General features: G+C 61.7%; 22 protein-coding genes and 1 pseudogene. 10 read left to right on the forward strand and 13 right to left on the reverse strand.

Annotated elements, in window-relative coordinates; all coding sequences use genetic code 11:
- The first annotated feature begins 133 nt into the window (after positions 1 to 133).
- From dnaE to E2K80_RS02430, 7 genes and pseudogenes are all read left to right on the forward strand, one after another.
- Complete coding sequence (dnaE, locus tag E2K80_RS02400) at positions 134 to 3,580, forward strand: DNA polymerase III subunit alpha (protein ID WP_135372409.1); 3,447 nt, start codon at positions 134 to 136, stop codon at positions 3,578 to 3,580.
- Between the two features lie 490 nt (positions 3,581 to 4,070).
- A pseudogene (locus E2K80_RS02405) lies at positions 4,071 to 4,721 on the forward strand (IS3 family transposase); the annotation flags it as partial.
- Between the two features lie 90 nt (positions 4,722 to 4,811).
- Positions 4,812 to 5,825: a FliM/FliN family flagellar motor switch protein gene (locus E2K80_RS02410; RefSeq protein WP_168193076.1), complete on the forward strand. Its 1,014-nt coding sequence runs from the start codon at positions 4,812 to 4,814 to the stop codon at positions 5,823 to 5,825.
- A 281-nt stretch (positions 5,826 to 6,106) separates the two neighbouring features.
- Complete coding sequence (locus E2K80_RS02415) at positions 6,107 to 6,931, forward strand: fumarylacetoacetate hydrolase family protein (RefSeq protein WP_135372413.1); 825 nt, start codon at positions 6,107 to 6,109, stop codon at positions 6,929 to 6,931.
- Between the two features lie 162 nt (positions 6,932 to 7,093).
- Positions 7,094 to 7,729, forward strand: coding sequence for a DUF6778 family protein (locus E2K80_RS02420; protein WP_135372415.1), 636 nt, complete (start codon positions 7,094 to 7,096; stop codon positions 7,727 to 7,729).
- A 42-nt stretch (positions 7,730 to 7,771) separates the two neighbouring features.
- Positions 7,772 to 8,977, forward strand: a complete 1,206-nt coding sequence (locus E2K80_RS02425; protein WP_135372417.1) for an RSP_2647 family RNA methyltransferase — start codon at positions 7,772 to 7,774, stop codon at positions 8,975 to 8,977.
- Entirely contained in the window at positions 8,974 to 9,516 is a 543-nt protein-coding gene (locus E2K80_RS02430) for an RSP_2648 family PIN domain-containing protein (protein WP_135372419.1), read from the forward strand. The genes E2K80_RS02425 and E2K80_RS02430 overlap by 4 nt, the downstream gene beginning before the upstream one ends.
- A 14-nt stretch (positions 9,517 to 9,530) precedes the next feature.
- Here the strand turns inward: E2K80_RS02430 and E2K80_RS02435 are convergent, their stop codons facing one another.
- The 5 genes from E2K80_RS02435 to E2K80_RS02450 all read right to left on the reverse strand — a co-directional run bounded on the left by E2K80_RS02435 (position 9,531) and on the right by E2K80_RS02450 (position 13,566).
- Positions 9,531 to 10,229 (reverse strand): M48 family metallopeptidase, encoded by a 699-nt coding sequence (locus E2K80_RS02435; protein ID WP_135372421.1) that lies wholly within the window; start codon positions 10,227 to 10,229, stop codon positions 9,531 to 9,533.
- Positions 10,230 to 10,362: 133 nt separating this feature from the next.
- Positions 10,363 to 11,547: a vWA domain-containing protein gene (locus E2K80_RS02440; protein ID WP_135372423.1), complete on the reverse strand. Its 1,185-nt coding sequence runs from the start codon at positions 11,545 to 11,547 to the stop codon at positions 10,363 to 10,365.
- 13 nt (positions 11,548 to 11,560) lie between these two features.
- A complete protein-coding gene (locus E2K80_RS19010; RefSeq protein ID WP_168193077.1) occupies positions 11,561 to 11,725 on the reverse strand; it encodes a hypothetical protein in 165 nt (54 codons plus the stop codon).
- A 15-nt stretch (positions 11,726 to 11,740) separates the two neighbouring features.
- Complete coding sequence (locus E2K80_RS02445) at positions 11,741 to 13,084, reverse strand: DUF2927 domain-containing protein (RefSeq protein WP_135372425.1); 1,344 nt, start codon at positions 13,082 to 13,084, stop codon at positions 11,741 to 11,743.
- A gap of 32 nt (positions 13,085 to 13,116) precedes the next feature.
- Positions 13,117 to 13,566, reverse strand: a complete 450-nt coding sequence (locus E2K80_RS02450) for a GNAT family N-acetyltransferase (RefSeq protein WP_135372427.1) — start codon at positions 13,564 to 13,566, stop codon at positions 13,117 to 13,119.
- Positions 13,567 to 13,712: 146 nt separating this feature from the next.
- Between E2K80_RS02450 and E2K80_RS19735 the strand changes: the two genes are divergently transcribed.
- Complete coding sequence (locus E2K80_RS19735) at positions 13,713 to 13,844, forward strand: hypothetical protein (protein ID WP_274379243.1); 132 nt, start codon at positions 13,713 to 13,715, stop codon at positions 13,842 to 13,844.
- 18 nt (positions 13,845 to 13,862) lie between these two features.
- Here the strand turns inward: E2K80_RS19735 and E2K80_RS02455 are convergent, their stop codons facing one another.
- Positions 13,863 to 14,702, reverse strand: coding sequence for an AAA family ATPase (locus E2K80_RS02455; RefSeq protein ID WP_135372429.1), 840 nt, complete (start codon positions 14,700 to 14,702; stop codon positions 13,863 to 13,865).
- Positions 14,703 to 14,884: 182 nt separating this feature from the next.
- On the opposite strand from E2K80_RS02455, the gene dksA reads away from it, so the two are divergent.
- The gene (gene dksA, locus E2K80_RS02460; protein ID WP_210405417.1) at positions 14,885 to 15,307 is read left to right on the forward strand and encodes an RNA polymerase-binding protein DksA; all 423 of its coding nucleotides are present in this window, start codon (positions 14,885 to 14,887) and stop codon (positions 15,305 to 15,307) included.
- 76 nt (positions 15,308 to 15,383) lie between these two features.
- The gene (locus tag E2K80_RS02465) at positions 15,384 to 16,556 is read left to right on the forward strand and encodes an FAD-dependent oxidoreductase (protein ID WP_135372433.1); all 1,173 of its coding nucleotides are present in this window, start codon (positions 15,384 to 15,386) and stop codon (positions 16,554 to 16,556) included.
- A 124-nt stretch (positions 16,557 to 16,680) separates the two neighbouring features.
- On the opposite strand, the gene E2K80_RS02470 is transcribed toward E2K80_RS02465, so the two are convergent.
- The 7 genes from E2K80_RS02470 to E2K80_RS02500 form a co-directional block, all read right to left on the reverse strand.
- Positions 16,681 to 17,421: a proteasome-type protease gene (locus tag E2K80_RS02470; protein ID WP_135372435.1), complete on the reverse strand. Its 741-nt coding sequence runs from the start codon at positions 17,419 to 17,421 to the stop codon at positions 16,681 to 16,683.
- A gap of 51 nt (positions 17,422 to 17,472) precedes the next feature.
- Entirely contained in the window at positions 17,473 to 18,276 is an 804-nt protein-coding gene (locus E2K80_RS02475) for a transglutaminase family protein (RefSeq protein WP_135372437.1), read from the reverse strand.
- A 3-nt stretch (positions 18,277 to 18,279) separates the two neighbouring features.
- Entirely contained in the window at positions 18,280 to 19,221 is a 942-nt protein-coding gene (locus E2K80_RS02480; RefSeq protein WP_135372439.1) for an alpha-E domain-containing protein, read from the reverse strand.
- Positions 19,222 to 19,226: 5 nt separating this feature from the next.
- Complete coding sequence (locus E2K80_RS02485; RefSeq protein ID WP_135372441.1) at positions 19,227 to 20,654, reverse strand: circularly permuted type 2 ATP-grasp protein; 1,428 nt, start codon at positions 20,652 to 20,654, stop codon at positions 19,227 to 19,229.
- A 101-nt stretch (positions 20,655 to 20,755) separates the two neighbouring features.
- Entirely contained in the window at positions 20,756 to 21,205 is a 450-nt protein-coding gene (gene dtd / locus E2K80_RS02490) for a D-aminoacyl-tRNA deacylase (protein WP_135372443.1), read from the reverse strand.
- Entirely contained in the window at positions 21,202 to 22,131 is a 930-nt protein-coding gene (locus E2K80_RS02495; protein ID WP_135372445.1) for a carbohydrate kinase family protein, read from the reverse strand. The genes dtd and E2K80_RS02495 overlap by 4 nt, the downstream gene beginning before the upstream one ends.
- 24 nt (positions 22,132 to 22,155) lie before the next feature.
- Positions 22,156 to 23,313, reverse strand: a complete 1,158-nt coding sequence (locus tag E2K80_RS02500; RefSeq protein ID WP_238475631.1) for a TFIIB-type zinc finger domain-containing protein — start codon at positions 23,311 to 23,313, stop codon at positions 22,156 to 22,158.
- Between the last annotated feature and the right edge of the window lie 28 nt (positions 23,314 to 23,341).

Genomic DNA, 23,341 nt, shown 5'->3' on the forward strand with positions numbered 1-23,341 from the left:
ATTTGGGCCGGATGCGTCGCCGTCCTGCCCGCCATGCGGGCCTGCCCTTTCCACTCAGGTCTCTGCGCATGGTGGCAGGAAAAACATCAGATGGTGTCTTCCCCTCATCAAAGCCCCCAAATAGGCTATGGGTATGAGCAGCTCTCCCCGATTCATCCATCTTCGTCTCCATACCGAATATTCGCTGCTGGAAGGCGCGATGCGGGTCAAGAAACTGCCGGGCATGGTGGCCGATGCAGGCATGCCCGCCGTGGCGGTGACCGACAGCAACAATATGTTCTGTGCGCTGGAGTTTTCAGAAATCGCTGCCAAGGCGGGTGTGCAGCCGATCATCGGCTGCCAGATTGATCTGGAATATGAAACCGCCGCACCGGGTGACAGGGCCCGCCCGCCCGCTGCCATCGTGCTGCTGGCCCAGAATGCCACGGGCTATGCCAATCTGATGAAGCTCAACTCTGCGCTCTACCTGCGCGGTGATGGTGCGCTGCCCCATGTCACAATGGCGGATCTGGCACAGCATGGCGCCGGTCTGATCTGTCTGACCGGTGGCCCCGACGGGCCCCTTGGCTGTCTTTTGCAGGACGGTTTGACAACCCGCGCCGCCGCCGTTCTGGCCAGCCTCAAAGACATCTATGCCGACCGTCTGTATATCGAATTGCAACGCCATCCGCGCGATGATGCCAGCCCGCCTGAGGCCGAACGCCTGACCGAGGCATGGTGCGTCGAAACCGCCTATGCGCAGGGGATACCCCTGGTGGCCACAAATGATACCTATTTCCCGAAACCCGATATGTACGAGGCCCATGATGCGCTGATCTGCATCGCCCAGGGTGCCTATGTGGACCAGCAGGAACCGCGCCGCCGCCTGACCCCGCAGCATTATTTCAAAACCCCTGACGAGATGGCGGTTCTGTTTGCGGACCTCCCGGAGGCCCTTGAAAACACGGTGGAAATTGCCCGGCGCTGTGCCTTTCGCGCCCGCACACATGACCCTATTCTGCCGAAATTCGCCGAAAATGAGGTTGAGGAACTGCGCCGTCAGTCCCGTGAGGGGCTGGAAAAGCGGCTGAGCATCATCGCGCCCGCCACCTCGGTTGACGAGTATGAAAAGCGCCTTGAGTTTGAGCTTGATATCATCGAGGGCATGGGTTTCCCCGGGTATTTCCTGATCGTGGCCGATTTCATCAAATGGGCGAAGGAAAATGCCATTCCCGTCGGTCCCGGCCGTGGGTCCGGCGCGGGCAGTCTTGTCGCCTATGCGCTGACCATCACCGATCTTGACCCGCTGCGCTATTCGCTTCTGTTTGAACGTTTCCTGAACCCGGAACGGGTGTCGATGCCCGATTTCGACATTGATTTCTGCATGGACCGGCGGGAAGAGGTGATCCGCTACGTGCAGGAGAAATATGGCCGCGACAAGGTGGGCCAGATCATCACCTTCGGCGCGCTTTTGTCCAAGGCGGCGGTGCGTGATGTGGGCCGGGTTCTGCAGATGCCCTTCATGCAGGTCGACCGACTGTCAAAAATGATCCCGGTTGAGGGGGTCAAACCGGTTTCCATCGAAAAGGCGCTGGCCGATGAACCCCGCCTGCGGGAAATGGCGAAGGAGGAAGAGGTTGTTGAGCGTCTTCTGACCTATGGCCAACAGGTTGAAGGGCTTTTGCGCAACGCCTCCACCCATGCGGCCGGTGTTGTGATCGGTGACCGTCCGCTGGACGAGCTGGTGCCGCTTTATCAGGACCCGCGTTCAGACATGCCCGCGACCCAGTTCAACATGAAATGGGTCGAACCGGCGGGTCTGGTGAAATTCGATTTTCTGGGTCTGAAAACCCTGACCGTGGTGCAGAATGCCGTTGATCTTCTACAGGAACGGGGGGTTCAGATTGATCCGGGCCTGATCCCTCTGGATGATGAAAAGACCTATAAGCTTTACGCTTCTGCCAAAACCGTCGCTGTGTTTCAGGTGGAAAGCTCGGGCATGATGGACGCGCTGCGGCGCATGAAACCGGACTGTATCGAGGATATCATCGCCCTTGTGGCGCTGTACCGCCCCGGCCCGATGGAAAACATCCCGAAATTCTGTGAGGTGAAAAACAACCTTTCGGACCGGGAGCTTCTGCACCCCACCATCGACCATATTCTGGACGAGACCCAGGGCATTATCGTCTATCAGGAACAGGTGATGCAGATTGCGCAAGAGATGGCGGGCTACAGCCTTGGCGGCGCCGACCTGCTGCGCCGGGCCATGGGCAAGAAAATTCAGGAGGCGATGGATGCCGAACGCCCGAAATTCCTGAAAGGCGCGGCAGAAAACGGGGTGGACGAGAAGACAGCGATCGAAGTCTGGAACCTTCTCGACAAATTCGCAAATTACGGATTCAACAAATCCCACGCCGCCGCCTATGCGGTGGTCAGCTATCAGACCGCCTGGCTGAAGGCCAACCATCCGGTTGAATTCATGGCGGCCGTGATGAATTGCGATATTCATCTGACAGATAAACTCAGCGTTTATAAACAAGAGATTGACCGGCTTGACATCGAAACGGTCCCGCCTTGTGTCAACCGGTCTGCGGCTAGTTTCACGGTGAAAGAGGGTCAGGTTGTCTATGCCCTTGGTGGTCTGAAGAACGTCGGCGTTGAGGCCATGAAACTTATAGAAGACTCCCGTGCTGAGACAGCTTTCGCCACCCTGTTCGACCTTGCCCGCCGGGTTGACCTGAAACGGATCGGCAAGCGCAGCCTGGAAATGCTGGCCCGCGCCGGGGCTTTCGATGATCTTGACCGCAATCGCGCCCGGGTTTTCGACAGCCTTGATGCGCTGACCGCCTATTCCGCCGTGATCCATGACCAACGTGCCTCTGATCAGGTGTCGCTGTTCGGGGAGGCGGGGGAGGATCTGCCCGAACCGCGCTTGCCCGACCGCGATGACTGGCTGCCCAATGAACGCTTGGCCAATGAACATATGGCCATCGGTTTCTATTTCTCCGGCCATCCGCTTGACGATTATATGCCCAGCCTCAAACGTAAGGGCTGCCTGACGCTGGCAGAGGTTGAAGACCGGGTTCAGGGCGGCGCTTTTGTGGCCAGAATGGCCGGGGCTGTATCAGGCCGACAGGAACGCAAAAGCCAGCGGGGCAATCGGTTTGCCTTTGTGCAACTCTCTGATCCCACAGGGCTTTTTGAGGTCACCATGTTCAGCGATGTGCTGGAGGTTGCCCGCGACCATCTGGATACCGGCGCCAATGTGGTGTTGCAGGTCGAGGCGACACAGGAAGGCGACAGCCTGAAGCTGCTGGCCCGCGGCGTGGAGCCGATTGATGACAGCGTGGCCAGCGAGATCGGCAAGGGCTTGCGTATTTTTGTAGAAGAACCTGACGCGATTTCCATGGTCTCGGGCCTGCTGGCCCGTGCAAAGGGGGAGGGCAAACTGAAAGGCCGCGGTCCGGTCCATCTCTGCCTCATGGACCCCGATCTGCCGGGCGAGGTTGAGGTGCTTCTGGGCGAGGATTTCCCTGTGAACCCACAAATCAAAGGCGCGCTGAAAAGCCTTGGCGGGGTGATGACGGTGGAGGAGGTTTGATCGAGATCGTCGATATAGATATATGTGTTTTTTGGAGTGTGACATGGCGCCAAGCTTTACAAAGGCTACCGTAGACAGTCTTGCAAAAAGAGCCTCGTTTATCTGTTCAAACCCGGACTGCCGAGCAAATACAGTCGGTCCTCATTCTGAACCAACCAAATCGATGACAATTGGCGTAGCTGCACATATCTCCACAACTACAGCATGCTGCCTTAAACCTGAGACATCGCGCATCACAAATGTCCCGGGAACGCGAAGCGTGGCAGGGTATTTGTGAGTCAAGTTTCAGGCAGGGTGCTTTAGCCCGGGAGGCCTGAGGTGCTCCTAGATTTGTAGACGCTTTGCCCCCTAACTTTGAGGCAAGGATGCCGACATGGGGACAAGCAATTACAGCGACGAGTTCAAGCGTGACGCGGTGTATCAAATCACGGCTCTCGGATATCCGGTCTGCGCGACCAGGGCGAACGCATCTCCGAGAACCGGGTCGCCCGCCCGGCTGTCATCGCTGGCCGGGATCGCCGCACAGATAGGCGACAGGCGCCGTCGTCCGGGTCGCTATGGTGGCAAACCAGCCATCGTGGCTGAGAACAGGCTTGAGCAGCAGTTCCATGCCTCTCAGCCCGACCGTGTTTGGGTGACCGACATCACCTATATCAAGACCCACGAGGGCTGGCTGTATCTCTGCGTTGTCATCGACCTGTTCTCGCGCCGTGTGGTCGGCTGGTCGGCACAATCGCGCATGACAACCGACCTCGCCTTGCAGGCCCTACTGATGGCCGTCTGGCGGAGAAAGCCAGACCGGAAGGTCACGGTGCATTCAGATCAAGGTTCTCAATTCACCAGCCGAGAATGGCAGACGTTTCTCCACCAGCACAATCTGGAGCCCAACATGAGCAGGCGCGGGAATTACCACGACAACGCCGTCGCCGAAAGCTTCTTCCAACTTCTAAAACGAGAACGGGTCAGGCGACGGACCTATTCCACCCGCGAGAGCGCAAGGCAGGATGTGTTCGAATACATAGAGGTGTTCTACAACCCAAAACGCAAGCACACCAACAACGGCATACTGTCGCCCGTTGACTTCGAAACCAGACAACTCAATCTGAAAAAGGCAGGGGTCCTGACCCTAAAGGTTTCTTAACCCCGCAGGACGCATAATCGGGGCTGATTGCCTTACCCGGAAAGGACCGCATAGATGGCGGAGCCTGCCAGCCCTTCTGTCCTGCAACGCATGGCCCGACGCGCCCGCGCGACACCCTGTGCCGATCGCGGGGCGGGCCTGCGCCGGGCGTTTCAGCGGGCCTTGCGGCGCGCGGGCGCCCCCTTTCCGGGGTTGGAGCCGGAACCGGGGCAGGAGGATATGACCTGGTCCATGCTGGTGGGCGATCTGTTGACCGGGCTGCCCGATGGCGGGTTGCTGGTGGGGCTGGACGGGCCTCATGGTGCCCGTGGCCTGTGCCTTTTGCAACAATCGGTGGTCGATGCGCTGATCGAGGTGCAGACCACTGGCCGGGTGGACCCGGTAGAAGGCCCGGCGCGCCCTTTCACCAAAATCGACATCGCCCTGACACGGGATTTCATTGATCTGCTGCTGTCGGCCTTCTCGGCAGAGCTGGACGGGGTGCAGGGTGTTGACTGGCCCCGGCGGATGAGCTTTGGCGGCCCGCTGGCAGATCGTCGGCAATTGCCGCTGCTGATCCCCGACGGGCTATATCACCAATTCGCGGTTGACCTTGCTTTCGGTGATGGCGCCAAGACGGGCAGGGTTCTTCTGGCGGTACCGGTAGAGGCCGGGTCGGGTGCCCTCACCGACAAGGCCGGGCAGGCGGCGGCTGATCCGGCCTGGCAGGCCGGGTTGCGGCAGGCGCTCTTCGCCGCAGAGGTTGTTTTTGATGTGACGCTGATTCGCCAGATGCGCAGCCTGGCCGAACTGGAACAGCTGGCGCCGGGCGATCTGATTCCGTTTGACGCGGCCGATCTGGCCAATGTGATGCTGGAGGATGCCAGAGGCCGGAATGTTCTGAGGGGGCGTTTGGGACAGCAGGGCGGCAAACGCGCCGTGTGTCTGACCACGGGCCCCGTGGCGCAGACCCCAAAACCGCCTTCGGCGCCGATGCCTGACACCGCCCCGATGGATGCCGCGCCGCCAGAATCTGCACCCATTGGCAGCGATGCGACAGCCGCGGCCCCAACAGGCTCAGAGCAGATGGCGGGGGTGCCACCAACTCCGGTTTCTGCCTGCTAGGTGTGAGCTTTCAGTAGGTTGTCCATTCGATCCGAACCGAGGGGCAGGAAGCGAAGCGCCCGCGCCCCGTGGGGGCGGCTCAGACGCTGCCCGGCGGGGCCGCCGGGCGGAAGGGTGGTGCGGGGTGGCGCGGAATTTCAGTCCAAATCTATAAAGCCTCTCATCGGCAATTGCATTCCCCGGGTGATCCCGGCAGGGTCACCCGGGAACATTCCCCCACGTCCTGCCCTGTGCAAACCGTAGGCTGGCCGGGCCGCACGACCTGACCTGAGGATGAGACGATGAAATTTCTGCGATATGGCCCGCCGGGTGCCGAAAAGCCCGGTGTTCTGGATGCACAGGGGCAATTGCGGGATTTGTCGGGTCAGGTGGATGATCTGGGCGGCGATGGTCTGACCCGTCTGGACGGGCTGACCGCAGATGGGCCGGTGGTCGAGGGCAATCCGCGTATCGGGCCGCCGGTGGCGGGCACCGGCAAGATCATCTGTATCGGCATGAATTATGCGGATCACGCGGCGGAAACCGGCTCCACCCCGCCGCCGGAGCCGATGATCTTCATGAAGGCAACCTCGGCCATCACCGGGCCGAATGACATAATCTATATCCCCCGTGGCTCCGTCAAAACCGATTGGGAGGTGGAACTGGGCGTGGTCATCGGCACCGCCGCCAAACATGTGACCGAGGCCGAAGCGCTGACCCATGTGGCCGGCTATGTGGCGCTGAATGATGTGTCGGAACGGGATTATCAGAAATTCCGCTCAGGCCAGTTTACCAAGGGCAAAAGCTGCGACAGTTTTGCGCCGCTTGGCCCCTGGCTGGTCACCCCTGACGAGGTGGCGGACCCGCAGAACCTGGGGCTGCGCCTGTCGGTCAACGGCCAGATGCGTCAGAACGGCACCACGGCACAGATGATCTTTGGCGTCAGGCATCTGATTTCCTATCTCAGCGGGTTCTTCACGCTTTATCCCGGCGACATCATCGGCACCGGCACACCGCCGGGTGTCGGGCTGGGCATGACGCCCGAGACCTATCTTGCCCCGGGGGATGAGGTGGTTCTGGAAATTGACGGGCTGGGACAGCAGCGGATGGATGTGGCCCAGGGGTAAAGCCCGCTGGCAGGGCCTGATCGCGCCATATTTAAGGCTTTATTCATCATCAAATGGCCCCGGCCTTGTGCCGGTCTCTTCGCATTCTGGCCCATATTTGCGGACAAGTTTGCATGCATCACCCCTGAAATGCCCGCTACAGATATGGGCAGGAGGAAAAGCATGACCCGTTTGATCTCTTTGGCCCTTCTTGGCATGGCGCTGGCTGTCTCGGCCTGTTCCACACCCGGCGCTGTCAGCCGAAACGCCCCCCTTGATCTGGCGCCTGAGCAGGCGGTGCAATCTGCCCAACCCGCCCTTCCGGCGCAAAGCTGGCATGTGACCGCACTGCATGTCGATGTGCCCGAAACGCTGACGGTATCCGAGGCCAATACCATCAAGCCACGGGCCGATATCGTCTGGCGCGAAGACCCTCTGGGCAACCGCCATCAGCAGGTCGCCAATGTGATGACGCCGCCCCTGGAAGAGGCATTTGCGCGTCTTGACGGGCCGGTGCCGGTAGAAATTCAGCTGACGGTGACCCGGTTTCACGCGTTGACCGATCGCACACGCTATGCCTTTCGCGGCAAACATGAGATCGAGTTCGATCTGCTGATCCGTGATGCCGAGAGCGGTGCGCTTCTTCATGGTCCCGAACATGTGGATCTGACCTTTGACGCGCTTGGCGGGGCCGAGGCGATTGCGGCTGAGCGTCAGGGTATCTATCAGCGTGATCGCATTCAGACCCGATTGAGCGACTGGCTGGCCGAGGCATTTGAAGGCACGACCCCCGGTATGCAGGTGGCGCTGGCCAACTGATCTCTTTTCGGCAGTCCTGAAGCAGGGTAGAGGGGGCGCATGATGACGCCCCCTTCCGCCTTGCCCAACATACGTCTGAAACCCAAATCCGATGCCCGGCGCATCCGCCATGGCGCCCCCTGGGCCTGGGCCGATGAACTGGTGCTCGACCGGCGCACGCGCGGGCTGCGCCCCGGGTCTCTGGCAATTCTGGAAGATGCGGACAGGCGGCCCCTGGGCCTTGGCATAGCCACGGTTGCGACGAAAATCGCCTTTCGCATGCTGGACCGGGATGCGGATGCGGTGATTGACGCGGGCTGGTTCGCCGCCCGGATCGGTGCGGCCCTGACCCTGCGCAATCAGTGTTTCGACACCCCTTTCTACCGCCTGATCCATGCCGAAGGCGATGCGCTGCCGGGGCTGATCGTCGACCGGTTCGGTGACACGCTGGTGGTGCAGCCCAATGCGATCTGGCTGGAGGAACGGCTGGACCTGTTGACCGCCTGTCTGCGGGATCTGACGGGGTGCAATACGATCATCAAGAATGGCAGCGGCCGGGCGCGCGCGGCTGAGGGGCTGGCCGATGAGATGACGGTTCTGACCGGCACAGCGCCGGGTGGCCCGATTGCGGTGCAGATGAACGGGGCGACATATCTGGCCGATGTGATGGGCGGGCAGAAAACCGGGCTGTTCTATGATCAGCGCCCCAACCACGCCTTTGCCGCCTCTTTGGCGCGGGACGGTCAGGTGCTGGATGTGTTTTCCCATGCCGGCGGTTTTGCCTTGGCAACCCTGGCCGCTGGCGCGGCGGGTGCGCTGGCGGTCGATGCCTCGGCCCCGGCGCTGGACCTGGCAGAGGGCGGGGCAAAGGCGATGGGGATCGGCACGTGCCTGACCACGCGCCGGGGTGATGCTTTTGCGGTGATGGAGGACCTGGCGGGTGAAGGGGCGGGTTTTGATCTGGTGATCGCCGACCCGCCGGCCTTTGCACCCTCGAAACCGGCGCTGGACAAAGGCCTGCGGGCCTATGAACGGGTGGCGCGGCTGGCGGCACCGCTGGTGACCCCGGGCGGTGTCCTGATCCTCTGCTCCTGTTCCCATGCCGCCGATCTGACCAGGTTCCGCGCCGCCTGCCTGCGCGGCATCGGTCGGGCGGGCCGGGTGCCGCGTCTGATCCATACGGGGTTTGCCGGGCCTGACCATCCGCAGCATCCTGACCTGACCGAAACCGGCTATCTGAAAGTTTTGGCCTTCCGGCTGCTGCCATGAAGGCCTGCCTCGATGCCTGCGTGCTTTACCCCACGGTGCTGCGCGAGATTCTCATCGGCGTGGCCCGCGCGGGGCTGATCACGCCGCTTTGGTCGGCGCGGATACTGGAGGAATGGGCCCGGGCCGCCGCGCGGCGCAACCCGGGCGATGAGGTGATCGCGCGTGGTGAGATCGCGGCGTTGCGCGCGGCCTGGCCCGGGGCGGAAACCGCGGCCAACCCGGCGCTTGAAGCGCAGTTATGGCTGCCGGATACAGGCGATCTGCATGTGCTGGCCACGGCGATTTCAGGCGGGGCAGAGGCCATCATCACCCTCAATCTGAAAGATTTCCCGGCGCGGGAATTGAACGCTCACAACCTGCGCGCGGAACATCCCGACGCGGTGCTGCGCAGGCTTTGGGCCGCTCATCCCGACCCGGTGGCACAGGTGGTGCATAAGGTCCATCACCGGGCCGAAACCCTGTCTGGCGGGCCCCTTGACCTGCGCAGGCTGATGAAACGGGCCCGGCTGCCCCGTTTGGGCAAGGCCCTGGCCGACTAGCGCCGCGACCCGGTTCAGTCCGCTGGCAATTCCTGCCGCCACCGATTTTCCAGCGCCTCGATCGCCGCGATCCGGTCACTGGTCTTCGGATGGCTCATCAGCCAGGCGGGCATGCCGCGCCCACCCATTCCGGTCAGGCGTTCCAGCTTGGAAAACAGGGATTTCTGCGGCCCGGTTCCGATCCCCGATTTGATCAGCAGGGCCGAGGCATAGGCATCCGCCTCATATTCATCCTGCCGGCTCAGCCGGGCCATCAGAAGCGAGGCAAGCCCATTGGCGATCCAGACGCCGACACCGGGGATGATCCGGCCCAGAACCGTGGCCAGCGCCACGCGCACCGCGTTCTGGCCGGAAAAATCAATCATCCGGCGGCGGGTATGGCCAAGCGCCACATGGCCCAGTTCATGGGCAATGACGCTGGATAATTCCTCAACCGTCACCTCGCCCAGACGGTATTTGTCAAAGAATCCCCGGGTGATGAAAATACGCCCGTCGGGCGCGGCCAACCCGTTCACCGGCGCGATCTCATAAAGATGGACCCTGATGTGATCCACGCCCAAAGCCCCGGCCATGCGGTCGGTCAGTGCGCGCAGGTCGGGATCGGCCAACTCCGCCGATTTTCTGTCCAGCTCCCGCCGGGTCCGCCAGGCCGAAAACTGATACATCACCAGCGCATAAAGGATCGCCAGAAGAATGGGGGTCGCTGCCAACATGGGATTGATATGGGGCAGGCCGGGGGCAACAACAATGGGGCCGCATCACTGCAGCCCACCCCTTCTCTATCTCAAAAATACTTCGGGGGGCCGAAGGCGGGGGCAGCGCCCCCTCAACCACTTCCAGAAACAGCTACCGGCTCAACGCCCGCATGCCGCGATCCAGCCCTTCCAGGGTCATCGGCACCATCTGCCCCTGAAAAATCTCGGCGATCATTGCGGTCGACCGGGTATAGCGCCACTGCCTCTCGGGGGCCGGGTTGATCCAGAGAAAATCGGGCCATTGGCTGCAGGCGCGCTCCAGCCAGACCTGACCGGCCTCCGCATTCCAATGCTCATTCGCGCCGCCGGCAAAGGCGATCTCATAGGGGGACATTGCCGCGTCTCCGACAAAAATACATTTGTAATCAGGCCCGTAGGTGTTCAACACATCCCATGTCGGGGTCTGTTCGCTCCACCGGCGGCGATTGTCGCGCCAGACGCTTTCATAGAGGCAATTGTGGAAATAGTAATGTTCCAGATGCTTGAATTCCGATTTCGCGGCGCTGAACAATTCCTCAACCACCTGCACATGGTCATCCATTGACCCGCCCACATCCAGAAACAGCAGCACCTTCACCGCGTTGCGGCGTTCAGGCCGGGTTTTCACGTCCAGATACCCGTGTTCGGCGGTGGCCCGGATCGTGCCATCCAGATCCAGCTCATCCGTCGCGCCGGTCCGCGCCCATTGCCGCAGGCGTTTCAGAGCCACCTTGATGTTGCGGGTGCCCAGTTCCACATCGCCGTCAAGATTCCTGAAATCGCGTTTGTCCCAGACTTTCACCGCCCTCCGGTGGCGCGAGCTGTCCTGCCCGATCCGCACGCCTTCGGGGTTGTAGCCATAGGCCCCAAAGGGCGAGGTTCCGGCAGTGCCGATCCATTTATTGCCGCCCTGATGGCGGTTTTCCTGCTCTTTCAGCCGCTCGCGCAAGGTCTCCATCAGCTTGTCAAAGCCGCCCAGGGCCTCGATCTCGGCGCGTTCCTCCTCACTCAGGTGCTTTTCGGCCAGTTTCTCCAGCCAGTCCCGTGGGATATCGGTTGCCTCCAGCACCTGTTCGGCACTGATCTGTTCCAACCCGCCAAAGGCATGGGCAAAGGCGCGGTCGAACCGGTCCAGATGGCGTTCATCCTTCACCATCGCGGCCCGGGCGAGGTAATAGAACCCATCCACATCATAGGTCACCAGACCGGCAGAGACGCCTTCGAGAAAGCTTAAGTATTCCCGCAGGCTGACCGGGATACGGGCCATGCGGAGGGTTTCGAAAAACGGCAGGAACATGGGTGTAAGCCTGTCACGCGGGGGCAGGGATCACAAGCATTGCAAATGCGCCGATCAGGAAACCGATCAGCCCGAAAATCGTGGCGTAATGCAACAGATCCAGCCGGTTGCCGCCCCGTCGTCTTGCCGTCCAGAGGCCCAGAAGAATACCCAGGCCAAAGCCGATGAAATGTAGCATATCTGCCCCCTGGGGTCAGGCGTCAGGGCTGAGCGCCGCAACCTCGGTCATCCGGGCCCGAACGGCCTCGGTCCGGCCAAAGCCATATCGCCCCCAGCGCAGACTGTCGAGACGAACCGCACGCGCCTCGGACGGGCGGCCGGACAGGTCCAGCGCTTCGGCGCGGATCATCAGAAGCGTGGCCAGAAGGCTGGCATTTTCCGCCCGCGTGGCGGCGGGCATGGCGGCACCCGTCAGAGCCAGCGCCTGGTCCGCCTGACCGGATGACAATGCGAAGGCGGCAAGCTGCATATTGACATGGGCCTCCTGAATGCCGCCCGGCGCGATCCGGCTGTAAATCCGGCCTGCGGTCAGGAATGAGGCAAGCGAAAGCTCAGGGTCCCGAACCAGGGTCAGACGGCCAAGCGCGAAATAGGAAAATGCCAGGCGGTTGTCCTGCCAGCCCCGGGACTGGGCCAGGCTCAGGGCCATCCGCGCGGCCCCGATGCGCCTTGGTCCGCTGGTGTTGCGCCCCAGGGCGGTTTCAATTGCGCTGATCCAGGCCCGGGGGCTGTGGTCTGTGGTCCCTCTGCCCGGGTAATTGCCGCGGGGGTTCAGCCGGGACAGCAACCCGGGCAGGGTGGCGGCAGCCTGGGCCCGTGTCATCCCCGATCTCCAGTCAGAATTATTATAGACACGCAGCACCAGCATATCGAATCCGGTCAGAACCGCGTTGAAATTGTCGTCATTGAATACGCTGTCAGACAGGCGGTAGAGGTCGTTCAGCGGGCCTATGGCCTGGCCGATTTCTTCATGCAGGCAATCGCGGATTTCCTGCGGGGCGACATCGGACGGAATGAAGACCGCGACCCGTTCGCGGGTGGTCAGGGTGGTCCAGTCCAGGCTTTGACTGTTGCGGGAATGGCGGAATTCATCCCAGCTGGATTGGCGCGGCACAACAAAACACGCGGCCTTTGGCACCACGCGCTGCATCCGGCTGCGCGGCAGCGTCTCGATGGTGATCGAGGCGGAGGTCTCCCCGCCGGGCGCCACGCGGGTGATGTCAATACGGGCCTCGCGGCGCAGACGGTTCAAAAGCCGGTCCAGATCCGGGCCAAGCGAGGCAGGCGCGCCGGGGGCCACAGTGACGGTGATCGGCCCTTCAAAACGGCTGAGATGGGTGATGGGCCGCCCGCTTTCCATCATGAAGCTCAGATCAAGAATATCCTGCGCAATCGCGGTGTTCGACCGGGTGGTGGCCCGTGCGGCGCGGGTGGAAAATTGTGCCATTGGCGGCAGGGCGGAGTGCGATTGCGAGTTGGCGTCGCGACGCTCGGGCATCTCGTTGAATTGGGATGGGTTGCAGGCGGTCAGGACCATAAGCCCGATTATCGAAAAAAGACGCAAAAAGATTAACTCCGGGAATACTTCATGAAATTGGTTGGGGTGGCGACCCGGTCGTAAAGGGCGCGGGCCGGGGTGTTGTCGGTTTGGGTCAGCCAGTATACCGCGCCGCGACCGGCGGCATCGGCCTGTGCATAGACCGTTTCGATCAGGGCGCGGGCCACGCCTTTGCCACGGGCGGCCTGCGTGGTGAAAAGATCCTGCAGATAGGTCACCGGTTCGGTTTTCCAGCCATGGGAATGGGCAATCGCATGGACCAGCCCGACAGCGCTGGTGCCGGTCCATGCCAGCCAGCCCTGCATGTCATCCCGCGCGGGGTCGGTATAGCGGTCAAATGTCAGGGTATATTGTTCTTCCGGCAGCGCGGTTTCGTAAAACGCCAGATAATCCCGCCAAAGCGGTGCCCAAACGGACTTATCCCCGGGGCCAAGCGGGCGGATGGAAATGTCGAATGTCACGTCTTGTGCTGTCTGATCCGGTTCGCGCTGTCGTAATAGGGAAACTGTGACACAGATTCCCCCCGTTGCCAAAAGCAGTTTGCAGTCTGGCGGTCAATATCGCGAGAGAAATGGCAGATGGAAAACCTGAAGCCGGAACTGCCCGAATGCAAGGCACACTTGGTCATCAGCGCCGGAAAACCCGGCAGGATCGACAGGGTGTTGCGGCATCCCGCCTGTCCCCGATGGCACAGAGTATAGCCGATACGCTGCGGGTGCGGCAGGATGCCCGCGATTAACGGTCAGGACGGGGTGGTTCAGCGCTGGCCGCGCGCCATGAAGGCCAGCCGTTCAAAGAGCGCCACATCCTGTTCGTTCTTGAGCAGCGCACCATGCAGTTTCGGCAACGCATTGGCCCCCTCCCGGCGCAAATCCTCCGGGTCCATATCCTCGGCCAGAAGCAGTTTCAGCCAGTCCAGAACCTCCGAGGTCGAGGGCTTTTTCTTCAACCCCTGCTGATCGCGAATCTCATAGAACCGGGTCAGCGCCGTGGTCAGCAGCGCCTGCTTGATGCCGGGGTGATGCACCTCGACAATCTGCTTCATCACCTCCATCTCGGGGAAACGGATATAGTGGAAGAAACAGCGGCGCAGAAACGCATCCGGCAGCTCTTTTTCATTGTTTGAGGTGATGATGACGATGGGACGCTGGCGGGCGCTTATGGTCTCTCCGGTCTCATAGACAAAAAATTCCATACGATCCAGCTCTTGTAGAAGATCATTCGGAAACTCGATATCGGCCTTGTCCACCTCGTCAATCAGCAACACCACCCGACCCTCGGCCTGAAACGCCTGCCACAGCTTGCCGCGTTTGATGTAATTGGCCACATCATGCACACGTTCATCGCCCAGCTGGCTGTCCCGCAACCGGCTGACCGCATCATATTCATACAGGCCCTGCTGTGCCCTTGTGGTTGATTTGATGTGCCATTCGATGATCGGCAGGTCCAGCGCACCGGCCACCTGACGGGCCAGTTCGGTTTTGCCCGTGCCCGGCTCGCCCTTGACCAGAAGCGGACGCTCCAGCGTCACCGCCGCGTTGACCGCAACCGTCAGATCCTCGGTTGCCACATAGTTCCTTGTCCCGCTGAATTTCATGCAACCCTCTCAAAACTCTGGCGCTTCACTGGAATCCGAGTGCGGGATCCCTTGCGTTGGCCTTACCGGCACATTAGACGCGTGACAAGACACAGACATTCGGATAATCGGGCCTTGGAAATGGCCGGATGGATGCAGAACCAAGAATGCAAAATCATTTCGGCTCCGATAAGGGGAATGACATGAAAGTCGAAGTCTTTCTGCCTGAAGACTATCGTCCCGCCGAGGACGAACCGTTTATGAACGAGCGCCAGGTGGAGTATTTCCGCCGCAAGCTGAACACCTGGAAAGAAGATCTTCTGGCGGGCAGTCGGGATACGGTCGCGGGTCTGCAGGATGGAACACGGAACATTCCCGATGTGGCGGATCGCGCATCGGAAGAAACCGACAGGGCGCTGGAACTGCGCACACGTGACCGCCAGCGCAAGCTGATCGCCAAGATTGATGCGGCCCTGCGCCGGATCGAAGAGGGCGAATATGGTTATTGCGAAGACACCGGTGAGCCGATTTCTCTGAAACGTCTGGATGCACGGCCGATCGCAACCATGAGCCTGGAAGCCCAGGAACGCCATGAACGGCGCGAAAAGGTCCATCGCGACGATTGATCCCTTGCGGGGCCGGGGCTGGAACAGAGCAAAAGGGCATCCCCGTCGGGTGCCCTTTTTCAGTTGAGGATACGGGATGCTGATCGGACGCGAGATTACGGTTCTGGGGGGCGGGATTGCCGGGCTTGCGGCAGCCACGGCCCTGGCGCAGCGCGGTGCGCAGGTGCGTGTGCTGGAACAAAGCCCGCAGATTGCCGAACTGGGCGCCGGGCTCCAGATCAGCCCGAATGGCGCCACCGTGCTGCATGCGCTTGGTCTGGGCGCGGGTCTGTCAGAGGCCGCGTCTCTGGCACAGGCGGTTTCTCTCAGGGATTTCCGCCGCGGGGCCGAGGTGTTCCGCCTGCCGCTCACCCGCCCCGACCGGCCTTATCATTTCATCCACCGCGCCGATCTGATCGGGATGCTGCACCAGGGCGCCCTAAGCGCCGGTGTCACCATAAAGCTTGATCATGCGGTGGAGAAAGTCACCGAAGGGGCAGGGGCGATGACCCTGCATTTCGCGGATGGAGGGGCAGAGACCACCCCCTGCCTCATCGCAGCCGACGGCCTGCATTCCCCCACCCGCGCCGCGCTCAACCCCCGGAGCCAGCCGTTTTTCACGGGTCAGGTCGCCTGGCGCTGCATCCTCCCGCTGACGGGCGCCACCCCGCCGCCCGCCGAGGCACAGGTCTTCATGGGCCCCGGGCGTCATCTGGTGCGCTATCCCCTGCGCAAGGGCACTGTCCTGAATGTGGTCGCGGTCGAGGAACGCGATGCCTGGGCCACTGAGGGCTGGCATCACCGGGATGACCCGACATATCTGCGCCGTGCCTTCCGCGATTTCGCGCCTGAAATCCGGCAGATGCTGGACCGGGCGACAGAGGTCTATCTCTGGGGCCTGTTCCGCCACCCGCTGGCGCGCCACTGGCATAGTGACCACGCCGCGCTGATCGGCGATGCCGCCCATCCCACATTGCCCTTCCTCGCCCAGGGGGCGAATATGGCGCTTGAAGATGCCTGGGTGCTGGCCGACAGTCTGGCGCAGGAGGCCGACCTGCCCACGGGCTTTGCCCGCTATGAGGCCCGCCGCCGCCGCCGCTGCGCCAGAATCGTCGATGCGGCCTCAAAAAATGCCGAAAACTACCATCTGCGCCCCGGCCCCTACCGGTTTGCCGCCCATACCGCCCTGCGCATGGCCAGCCGTTTTGCCCCGCATCTCGCCTCAAACCGGTTTGAATGGCTCTACGGGCATGACGTCACCAGACCCTGATCCGCTCTCCCGTTTTCTCTGCTTGTCAAATATCCCCGCCGGAGGCTCCTCAAGGCCCGATCCGGAAACAGGTCTTGCCGGTCAGAACCGCGCTTGCCAAAACCCCGGGGCGCCGCCCGCCCTGTCAGTCCAGCGAATAAGGCGGAAGGCTTTGAAACGCCTCCCGCAGCGCTTCGCCCCAGCTGGAGGAAATCATCTCGAAATAGGGATCACCCCGCTCGATCCGGCGCAACTGCCCGTGGCGGAATGTGTCGGTTTCATACAGATGCAGATCCAGCGGCAGATCCACTGACAGGTTCGCCTTGATGGTCGAATCGAAACTCAGCATCAACAGCTTCACCGCATCCTCGAAGCTCATCTCCGGGTCATAGGCCCGCACCAGAATCGGCTTGCCGTATTTCGTCTCGCCGATCTGGAAAAACGGCGTGTCTTTGCTGGCCTCGACGAAATTGCCCTCAGGGTAGATCATGAACAGGCGCGGGTCACTGCCACGGACCTGACCGGCCAGTATCAGGGTCGCGGCAAACGGGCTGTCGGCTTCCTGACCGCTTTGCCCGGACTGGTCGGCAATCACCTCGCGCAGGGTGGCCCCGATCAGCCGCGCGATCTGGAACATCGACGGCGCCACAAGTATCGAGGGCGCGCCCCGTTCCTCAACCGGTTTTGCCCGTTCGCTCAGCAGGCTGACCAGCGCCTGGGTCGTTGCCAGATTGCCCGCTGTCATCAATGTGATCGAGCGTTCGCCCTCAGCCTCCCAGGTGAACATCTTCTTGAAAACACTGATATTATCCACGCCCGCATTGGTGCGTGTATCCGACATCATCACCAGGCCGCGGTTCAGCCGCAATCCCACGCAATAGGTCATGCCCGTTCTATCCCTCTGTATCTGCCGTCTGCGCCCCCCGGGGCCTCGCGGCTATTGTTGCTGCACCTGTATATCCACCATCATCGCCTCTCCGGCCTTGCCATAGCGCAGGCCCGAGATTGGCGCGGCCTCGGCATAATCCAGCCCGGTGGCCACCCGCACATATCTGGGATCGGGCGATATCCCGTTCGAGATATCGAACCCCACCCAGCCAAGCGGCGCCACATGCACCTCGGCCCAGGCATGGCTGGCATCCTGATGCACCCGGTCATCCATCATCAGATAACCCGAAACATAGCGCGCCGGATAGCCCATGGCCCGGGCCGCCGCGATGAAGATATGGGCGTGATCCTGACATACACCGCAGCCGATCTCGATCGCCTCTTCGGCGGTGGTTTCCGCCCCCGTGGCCCCGATTTCATAGCGCACCGCCTCGGATATCCGGGCCGACAGCGCATGCAGCCGGGGAATATCCGCGTCATACTCATCCTTCAGCCCCCGGATCAGCTGGCGCACATGATTGCCCGCGCGGGTCAGATCCGTGGCGCGTTCAAACAGCCATAGCGGCGCAAACCCGCCATGTTTGCCGATCACGCCGCCCTGATCATGGGTGTCCACATCCCCGATGCAGCGCACCACAATCGAGGTTGCGCTGTCATCGAAAGAGATCAGCGAGACCTGGTTCTGATGGTGATCGGTGAATCTGGTCTGCTCTGTGCCGCCCTCGATCTCCATCTGCCAGGTCAACACATCCTGCCCGGGGCGGCTTTTGGGGATCAGCCGCAATTGTTGCAGCCCGTAGGCGGTGGGATGATCGAAATGATAGGTCGTGGTGTGGTGAATATTCAGCCGCATAGCCTATCCCAGAAACCGGTAATCGCTGTTGACCTGGGCCCCCAGCTGCCCCAGATCGCGCAGGAAATCGACGATATATTCATGCAACCCCTCGTCAAACACCTGTTCGATCGTGGTGCGCGACAGACGCCCGGCCAGATCCTCGACCATGTCATGGGCCCTGTGTCGGGCGTCATATTCCCGTTCCAGATAGCCCAGATTGGTGGCCAGTTTGCCGATGGTGAATTTCAGGCTGCGCGGCATCCGCCCGTCAAAGATCAGGAAATTGGCAATGCCCATCGGGCTCGATTCGCCGCCACTGATCCAGCGATAGGCCCGTTGCCCGGCAACCGAGCGCAAAATGGTCTCCCATTGCACATTGTCCAGGTTTGAGCCGATCTGACTGATCGACGGCAGCAGCACGTAATATTTCACATCCAGAATGCGCGCGGTGTTGTCGGCGCGTTCCAGAAATGTGCCGATGCGGCAGAAATCAAACATGTCATTGCGCAGCATCGTGCCATGGGTTGCACCGCGCACCAGCGCCGATTGCTGGCGGATCATGCCCAGAACCTCGGGCAGGTTGCGCGGCGCTACCGGCCGCGCCAGCGTCTGTTTCAGGATCATATAGGTGTCATTCACCGCTTCCCACACCTCGCGGGTGATGGCGGTGCGCACCAGCCGCGCATTCTGCCGGGCGGCGGCTATGGCCGACATCACCGATGACGGGTTGGCCGTATCGCGCAGCAGGAAATTGATCACCCGGGCGGCATCCATCCCGTCATGTCCGGCATGGTAGAGATCGGCGACCCCGGCGGTTTTCAACACGCTGGCCCATTCATCATCGGCCCCGTCCGGGCGGGTCAGGGCAATGCGGAACCCGGCCTGGATCAGGCGGGCGGTGTTTTCCGATCGCTCCAGATAGCGGAACATCCAGAACAGGCCGCCTGCGGTTTTGCCCAGCATCGCTCCTATTCCTCCAGAACCCAGGTGTCTTTGGTACCGCCGCCCTGGCTTGAATTGACCACCAGAGACCCCTGTTTCAGGGCGACGCGGGTCAACCCGCCCGGCGTGATGTCAATCCGGTCGGGAGAGACCAGCACAAAGGGTCGCAAATCCACATGGCGCGGGGCAAGTCCCTTTTGTGTGAGGATCGGAACCGTTGACAGCGCCAGCGTGGGCTGGGCGATGTAATTGCCCGGCTTCGCCTTCAGCTTGGCGCGGAACGCGGCCAGTTCCTTTTTCGAGGCGGCAGGCCCCACCAGCATGCCATAGCCGCCCGAGCCATGGACCTCTTTCACCACCAGATCCTGCAGATTGTCCAGCACATAGGACAGCGCCTCCGCCTCGGAACAGCGCCAGGTGGGCACGTTTTTCAGAATGGCCTTTTCGCCTGTGTAAAACTCCACGATATCAGGCATGTAGCTGTATATTGCCTTGTCATCCGCAATGCCGGTGCCCGGCGCATTGGCAATGGTGATCCCGCCCGCGCGATAGACATCCATGATACCCGGCACCCCCAGCATCGAGTCCGGGTTGAAGTTCAGCGGATCCATAAAATCATCATCAACCCGGCGATAGAGCACATCAATTGCCTGATAGCCGCGCGTCGTTCGCATGGCGATGCGCCCGTCGATCACCCGCAGGTCGCTGCCCTCGACCAGTTCAACGCCCATATGATCGGCCAGAAAGGCATGTTCGAAATAGGCCGAATTATGGATGCCGGGCGTCAGCACCGCCGCACAGCAGCCGCCCTTTGCCGCAGGCGGGGCGCAGGCGGTCAGGGACCGGCGCAGTTGCACGGGGTAATCCTGCACCTCGCGCACCTTGATCCGGCTGAACAGTTCCGGGAACATCTGCATCATCGTCTCGCGGTTCTCCAGCATGTAGGAGACACCCGAAGGCGTGCGCGCATTGTCTTCCAGCACGAAGAAATCATCTTCGCCGGTACGCACCAGATCGACACCGACGATATGGGTGTAGATATTGCCCGGCGGGGTCACGCCCAGCATCTGCGGCAGGAACGCATCGTTGCGGGCAATCAGCTCGGGCGGCACCCGCCCGGCGCGCAAAATCTCCTGCCGGTGATAGATGTCATGGAGAAAGGCGTTGATCGCGCGCACCCGCTGCTCGATGCCTTTGGTCAGACGGGCCCATTCGCGGCCCGATATGATCCGGGGGACAATATCGAACGGGATCAGGCGTTCATCCGCCTCGTCCTGGCCATAGACGTTGAAGGTGATGCCAGTGCGGCGGAAAAACCGCTCGGCCTCGGTGGATTTCTTGCGCAGATCGCGCAGATCCTCGCTTTGGAACCATGTCTCATAGGGTTGGTATGCAGGGCGCGCGGCGTCGGCTCCGCCGGTCATCTCGTCGAAGAAATCAGGCTTGTCCTTCATGATATCCACCCTATCGGCTGGGTCTCGGACTGCAAGCATTTGCCGGATTTATGGGCGGAAGCCCCTATTTTACATAAGGCTTTCTGACATCTGCCCAATAATTAAGCGGTTTGATTGGTGTCGAGCCAGATTGTGACGGGCCCATCATTGGTCAGCGTGACCGCCATATCAGCCCCGAAGGCGCCGGTCTCGACGGGGATGCCAAGATCGGCGAGGGCGCGTGCAAAATGCTGGTACAGGCGGTCGCCGTCTGCAGGCGGGGCAGCGGCTGAAAACCCGGGCCGGTTGCCGCGGGACGTGTCGGCGGCCAGGGTAAACTGGCTGACAACCAGGGCGCCGCCGCCGGTATCTGTCAGGCTGCGGTTCATCTTGCCTGCCTGATCGCTGAAAATGCGCAGTTTGGAGATTTTGGCGGCCATGCTGTCTGCCTCGGCCTCTGTGTCGCCCTGCATGGCGCAGATCAGAACCAGAAGGCCCGGCCCGATCTCTCCGATCACCGCATGTTCCACCGAGACACGGGCCGCGCTGACCCGCTGGATCAGTGCCCTCATATGGCAACATCCTCGCGCTGCGGCGGGTTGGCCCCGGCGCGCGATACGGTCACGGCCGCTGCCGCCACGCCAAGGCTCAGCGCTGTTGTCAGAACCGCCTTGTCCAGCCCCTTGGCGATGGCGGCTTTGGTCAGCATCCCGGCCTCGGACAGCCCGGCCAGAAACCCCGCATTGAATGTATCGCCCGCGCCGACCGTATCGACGACCTCGACCGCCTGCGCGGGCACCTGCACCGCGCCGCTGGCGGAATAGGCGGTCACACCGTCCCTGCCTTCGGTGATCAAAACCAGTTTCGGGCCCTTGTCCAGCAATCCCCGGGCGAGGGAAGCAAGATCGCCGTCACCTTCCAGCCAGATCAGATCCTCATCGGAAAGCTTCACCACATCGGCAACCGCCAGCATCCGCGCCAGCCGGGCGCGATACCTCTCTGCATCGGCGATGAAATCGGGGCGGATATTGGGGTCGATCATGATCAGCTGTGCCTCCGGCGCGCGCAGGCACAGCGCTTCATAGGCATCGGCGCAGGGTTCCACCGCCAGGCTGATCCCGCCGAAAAACAGCGCCTCGACCCCGGTCAGATCCTGCGGCAGATCGGCCTGGGCCAGCAGACGTCCGGCGGTGTTTTCATCATAAAACGCATATTCGGCCTGACCGTCTGTCAGGGTGACGAAGGCCAGTGTCGTGGGCCGGTCGGACCGGGCAATCCGGTCGCTGTTCACAGCATTCAGCCGCAGAACATTCTCCAGCCGCTGGCCGAACAGATCACGGGAGAGGCCGGTGAACAGCCCGGTTTCCGCCCCAAGCCGGGCCAGGGCCAGGGCGGTATTGAAGACCGCGCCGCCGGGATAGGGTGCAAAACCCGCCGCGCCATCCTCGGTCTTGCGTGGCAACATGTCGATCAGCGCCTCGCCGCAGCACAGGATCATTGGCGTCCCTTTCCTATGGGTGTGTTATTTCGTGCCCGGGCCAAAGCCGCCCCGGGGCAGCAATTGCCCGCTGCCACCTTCGCCATAGACGCTGTAGAGATAGACGCCAAGGGCGATCACGATCACGGCGCCCAGAACCGCAAAGGCAATTTTCCACGCCGAATAGGGGCGTTCACCCTGCACCTTGCCGGATTGACCGTTGACCACAAAGCGATAGCTTTTGCCGCGATATTTATATGCTGCCAGCCAGACCGGCAGCAGCACATGTTTGAAGGTCACATCGGCGATATCCGTCTCGACCTGGTCAATCCTTTGCATATCCCCGCCGATATCGGCCCGGATGTCCCGGGTGATCTGCGCATCCATGATCCGGCGGGCCTCATCCATCCCGCCTTCCAGATCGACCGTATAGCCTTCGGCCCGGAACCCGGCCAGAAATTCAGGCGTGTAGGGGGCAAGCGCCGTCAGGTCCCAGGGCGCCAGTCGGTCCGTATAGCGTTTCGGCAAGGAGGTTGAGGCCAGAACCAGCACATCGTCAAAGAACCGCGCCACCCGGCCGGATACCCGGCGCCAGCGGATTTTCTGCACCTGCCTTGTGCCGCCCTTGCCATCGCTGCGGGTCTCGAAATAGACCGTGCCGCGCTGCCCGCGATAGCGGCTATGCGTGTCCGCATCGAAGGTCCAGTAGGGGGTGTACATCCCGTCAAGCCTGCGGCCCTTGCGGGCATATTCCTGCAATCCGTTCGGTGCGAACCAGAGCTTGCCCAGCCAGCGGGTCATCGCATCGCGGGCGGCGTGTTCATCCAGTTTGAAGGGCAGAACCGCCTTGGGTTTGATCTGTCTCTGCTGCCCGGTATCGGTGACCACGGGGGTGGCGCAGAACGGGCATTCCTTTGCGTGGATCTCGGGCAAGAATTCCACCTGCGCGCCGCAATTGGGGCAGGAAGTGACCCGTTTCTCCTCCATCTCCTGGGCGGGCAGCAGGTCGCGCAGGGCGGTCTGAAAATCCAGCTCGCGGATTGCGCTGCCGGCCCAGGGGCCATCCCCCTCGATCACACGTTCATTGCCGCAATGATCGCATACCAGTTTGCCCTGATCCGGGTCAAAGCGGAAATCGGCACCGCAATTGTCACAGGGAAAGCGGTGTTCCTCGATCGGGGTGTCAGGGATGGCATCTGCCATGAGAAAAGGGCCTCCGGCGGGGATATTT

Source organism: Rhodophyticola sp. CCM32 (assembly GCF_004751985.1).
GTDB lineage: Bacteria > Pseudomonadota > Alphaproteobacteria > Rhodobacterales > Rhodobacteraceae > Rhodophyticola.

What these genes read in the sequence shown, in the direction of transcription:
- dnaE (WP_135372409.1), top strand. Translation starts at nt 134, where the DNA reads ATGAGCAGCTCTCCCCGATTCATCCATCTTCGTCTCCATACCGAATAT.
- E2K80_RS02410 (WP_168193076.1), top strand. Translation starts at nt 4,812, where the DNA reads ATGGCCCGACGCGCCCGCGCGACACCCTGTGCCGATCGCGGGGCGGGC.
- E2K80_RS02415 (WP_135372413.1), top strand. Translation starts at nt 6,107, where the DNA reads ATGAAATTTCTGCGATATGGCCCGCCGGGTGCCGAAAAGCCCGGTGTT.
- E2K80_RS02420 (WP_135372415.1), top strand. Translation starts at nt 7,094, where the DNA reads ATGACCCGTTTGATCTCTTTGGCCCTTCTTGGCATGGCGCTGGCTGTC.
- E2K80_RS02425 (WP_135372417.1), top strand. Translation starts at nt 7,772, where the DNA reads ATGACGCCCCCTTCCGCCTTGCCCAACATACGTCTGAAACCCAAATCC.
- E2K80_RS02430 (WP_135372419.1), top strand. Translation starts at nt 8,974, where the DNA reads ATGAAGGCCTGCCTCGATGCCTGCGTGCTTTACCCCACGGTGCTGCGC.
- E2K80_RS02435 (WP_135372421.1), bottom strand. Translation starts at nt 10,229, where the DNA reads ATGTTGGCAGCGACCCCCATTCTTCTGGCGATCCTTTATGCGCTGGTG.
- E2K80_RS02440 (WP_135372423.1), bottom strand. Translation starts at nt 11,547, where the DNA reads ATGTTCCTGCCGTTTTTCGAAACCCTCCGCATGGCCCGTATCCCGGTC.
- E2K80_RS19010 (WP_168193077.1), bottom strand. Translation starts at nt 11,725, where the DNA reads ATGCTACATTTCATCGGCTTTGGCCTGGGTATTCTTCTGGGCCTCTGG.
- E2K80_RS02445 (WP_135372425.1), bottom strand. Translation starts at nt 13,084, where the DNA reads ATGGTCCTGACCGCCTGCAACCCATCCCAATTCAACGAGATGCCCGAG.
- E2K80_RS19735 (WP_274379243.1), top strand. Translation starts at nt 13,713, where the DNA reads ATGCAAGGCACACTTGGTCATCAGCGCCGGAAAACCCGGCAGGATCGA.
- E2K80_RS02455 (WP_135372429.1), bottom strand. Translation starts at nt 14,702, where the DNA reads ATGAAATTCAGCGGGACAAGGAACTATGTGGCAACCGAGGATCTGACG.
- dksA (WP_210405417.1), top strand. Translation starts at nt 14,885, where the DNA reads ATGAAAGTCGAAGTCTTTCTGCCTGAAGACTATCGTCCCGCCGAGGAC.
- E2K80_RS02465 (WP_135372433.1), top strand. Translation starts at nt 15,384, where the DNA reads ATGCTGATCGGACGCGAGATTACGGTTCTGGGGGGCGGGATTGCCGGG.
- E2K80_RS02470 (WP_135372435.1), bottom strand. Translation starts at nt 17,421, where the DNA reads ATGACCTATTGCGTGGGATTGCGGCTGAACCGCGGCCTGGTGATGATG.
- E2K80_RS02475 (WP_135372437.1), bottom strand. Translation starts at nt 18,276, where the DNA reads ATGCGGCTGAATATTCACCACACCACGACCTATCATTTCGATCATCCC.
- E2K80_RS02480 (WP_135372439.1), bottom strand. Translation starts at nt 19,221, where the DNA reads ATGCTGGGCAAAACCGCAGGCGGCCTGTTCTGGATGTTCCGCTATCTG.
- E2K80_RS02485 (WP_135372441.1), bottom strand. Translation starts at nt 20,654, where the DNA reads ATGAAGGACAAGCCTGATTTCTTCGACGAGATGACCGGCGGAGCCGAC.
- dtd (WP_135372443.1), bottom strand. Translation starts at nt 21,205, where the DNA reads ATGAGGGCACTGATCCAGCGGGTCAGCGCGGCCCGTGTCTCGGTGGAA.
- E2K80_RS02495 (WP_135372445.1), bottom strand. Translation starts at nt 22,131, where the DNA reads ATGATCCTGTGCTGCGGCGAGGCGCTGATCGACATGTTGCCACGCAAG.
- E2K80_RS02500 (WP_238475631.1), bottom strand. Translation starts at nt 23,313, where the DNA reads ATGGCAGATGCCATCCCTGACACCCCGATCGAGGAACACCGCTTTCCC.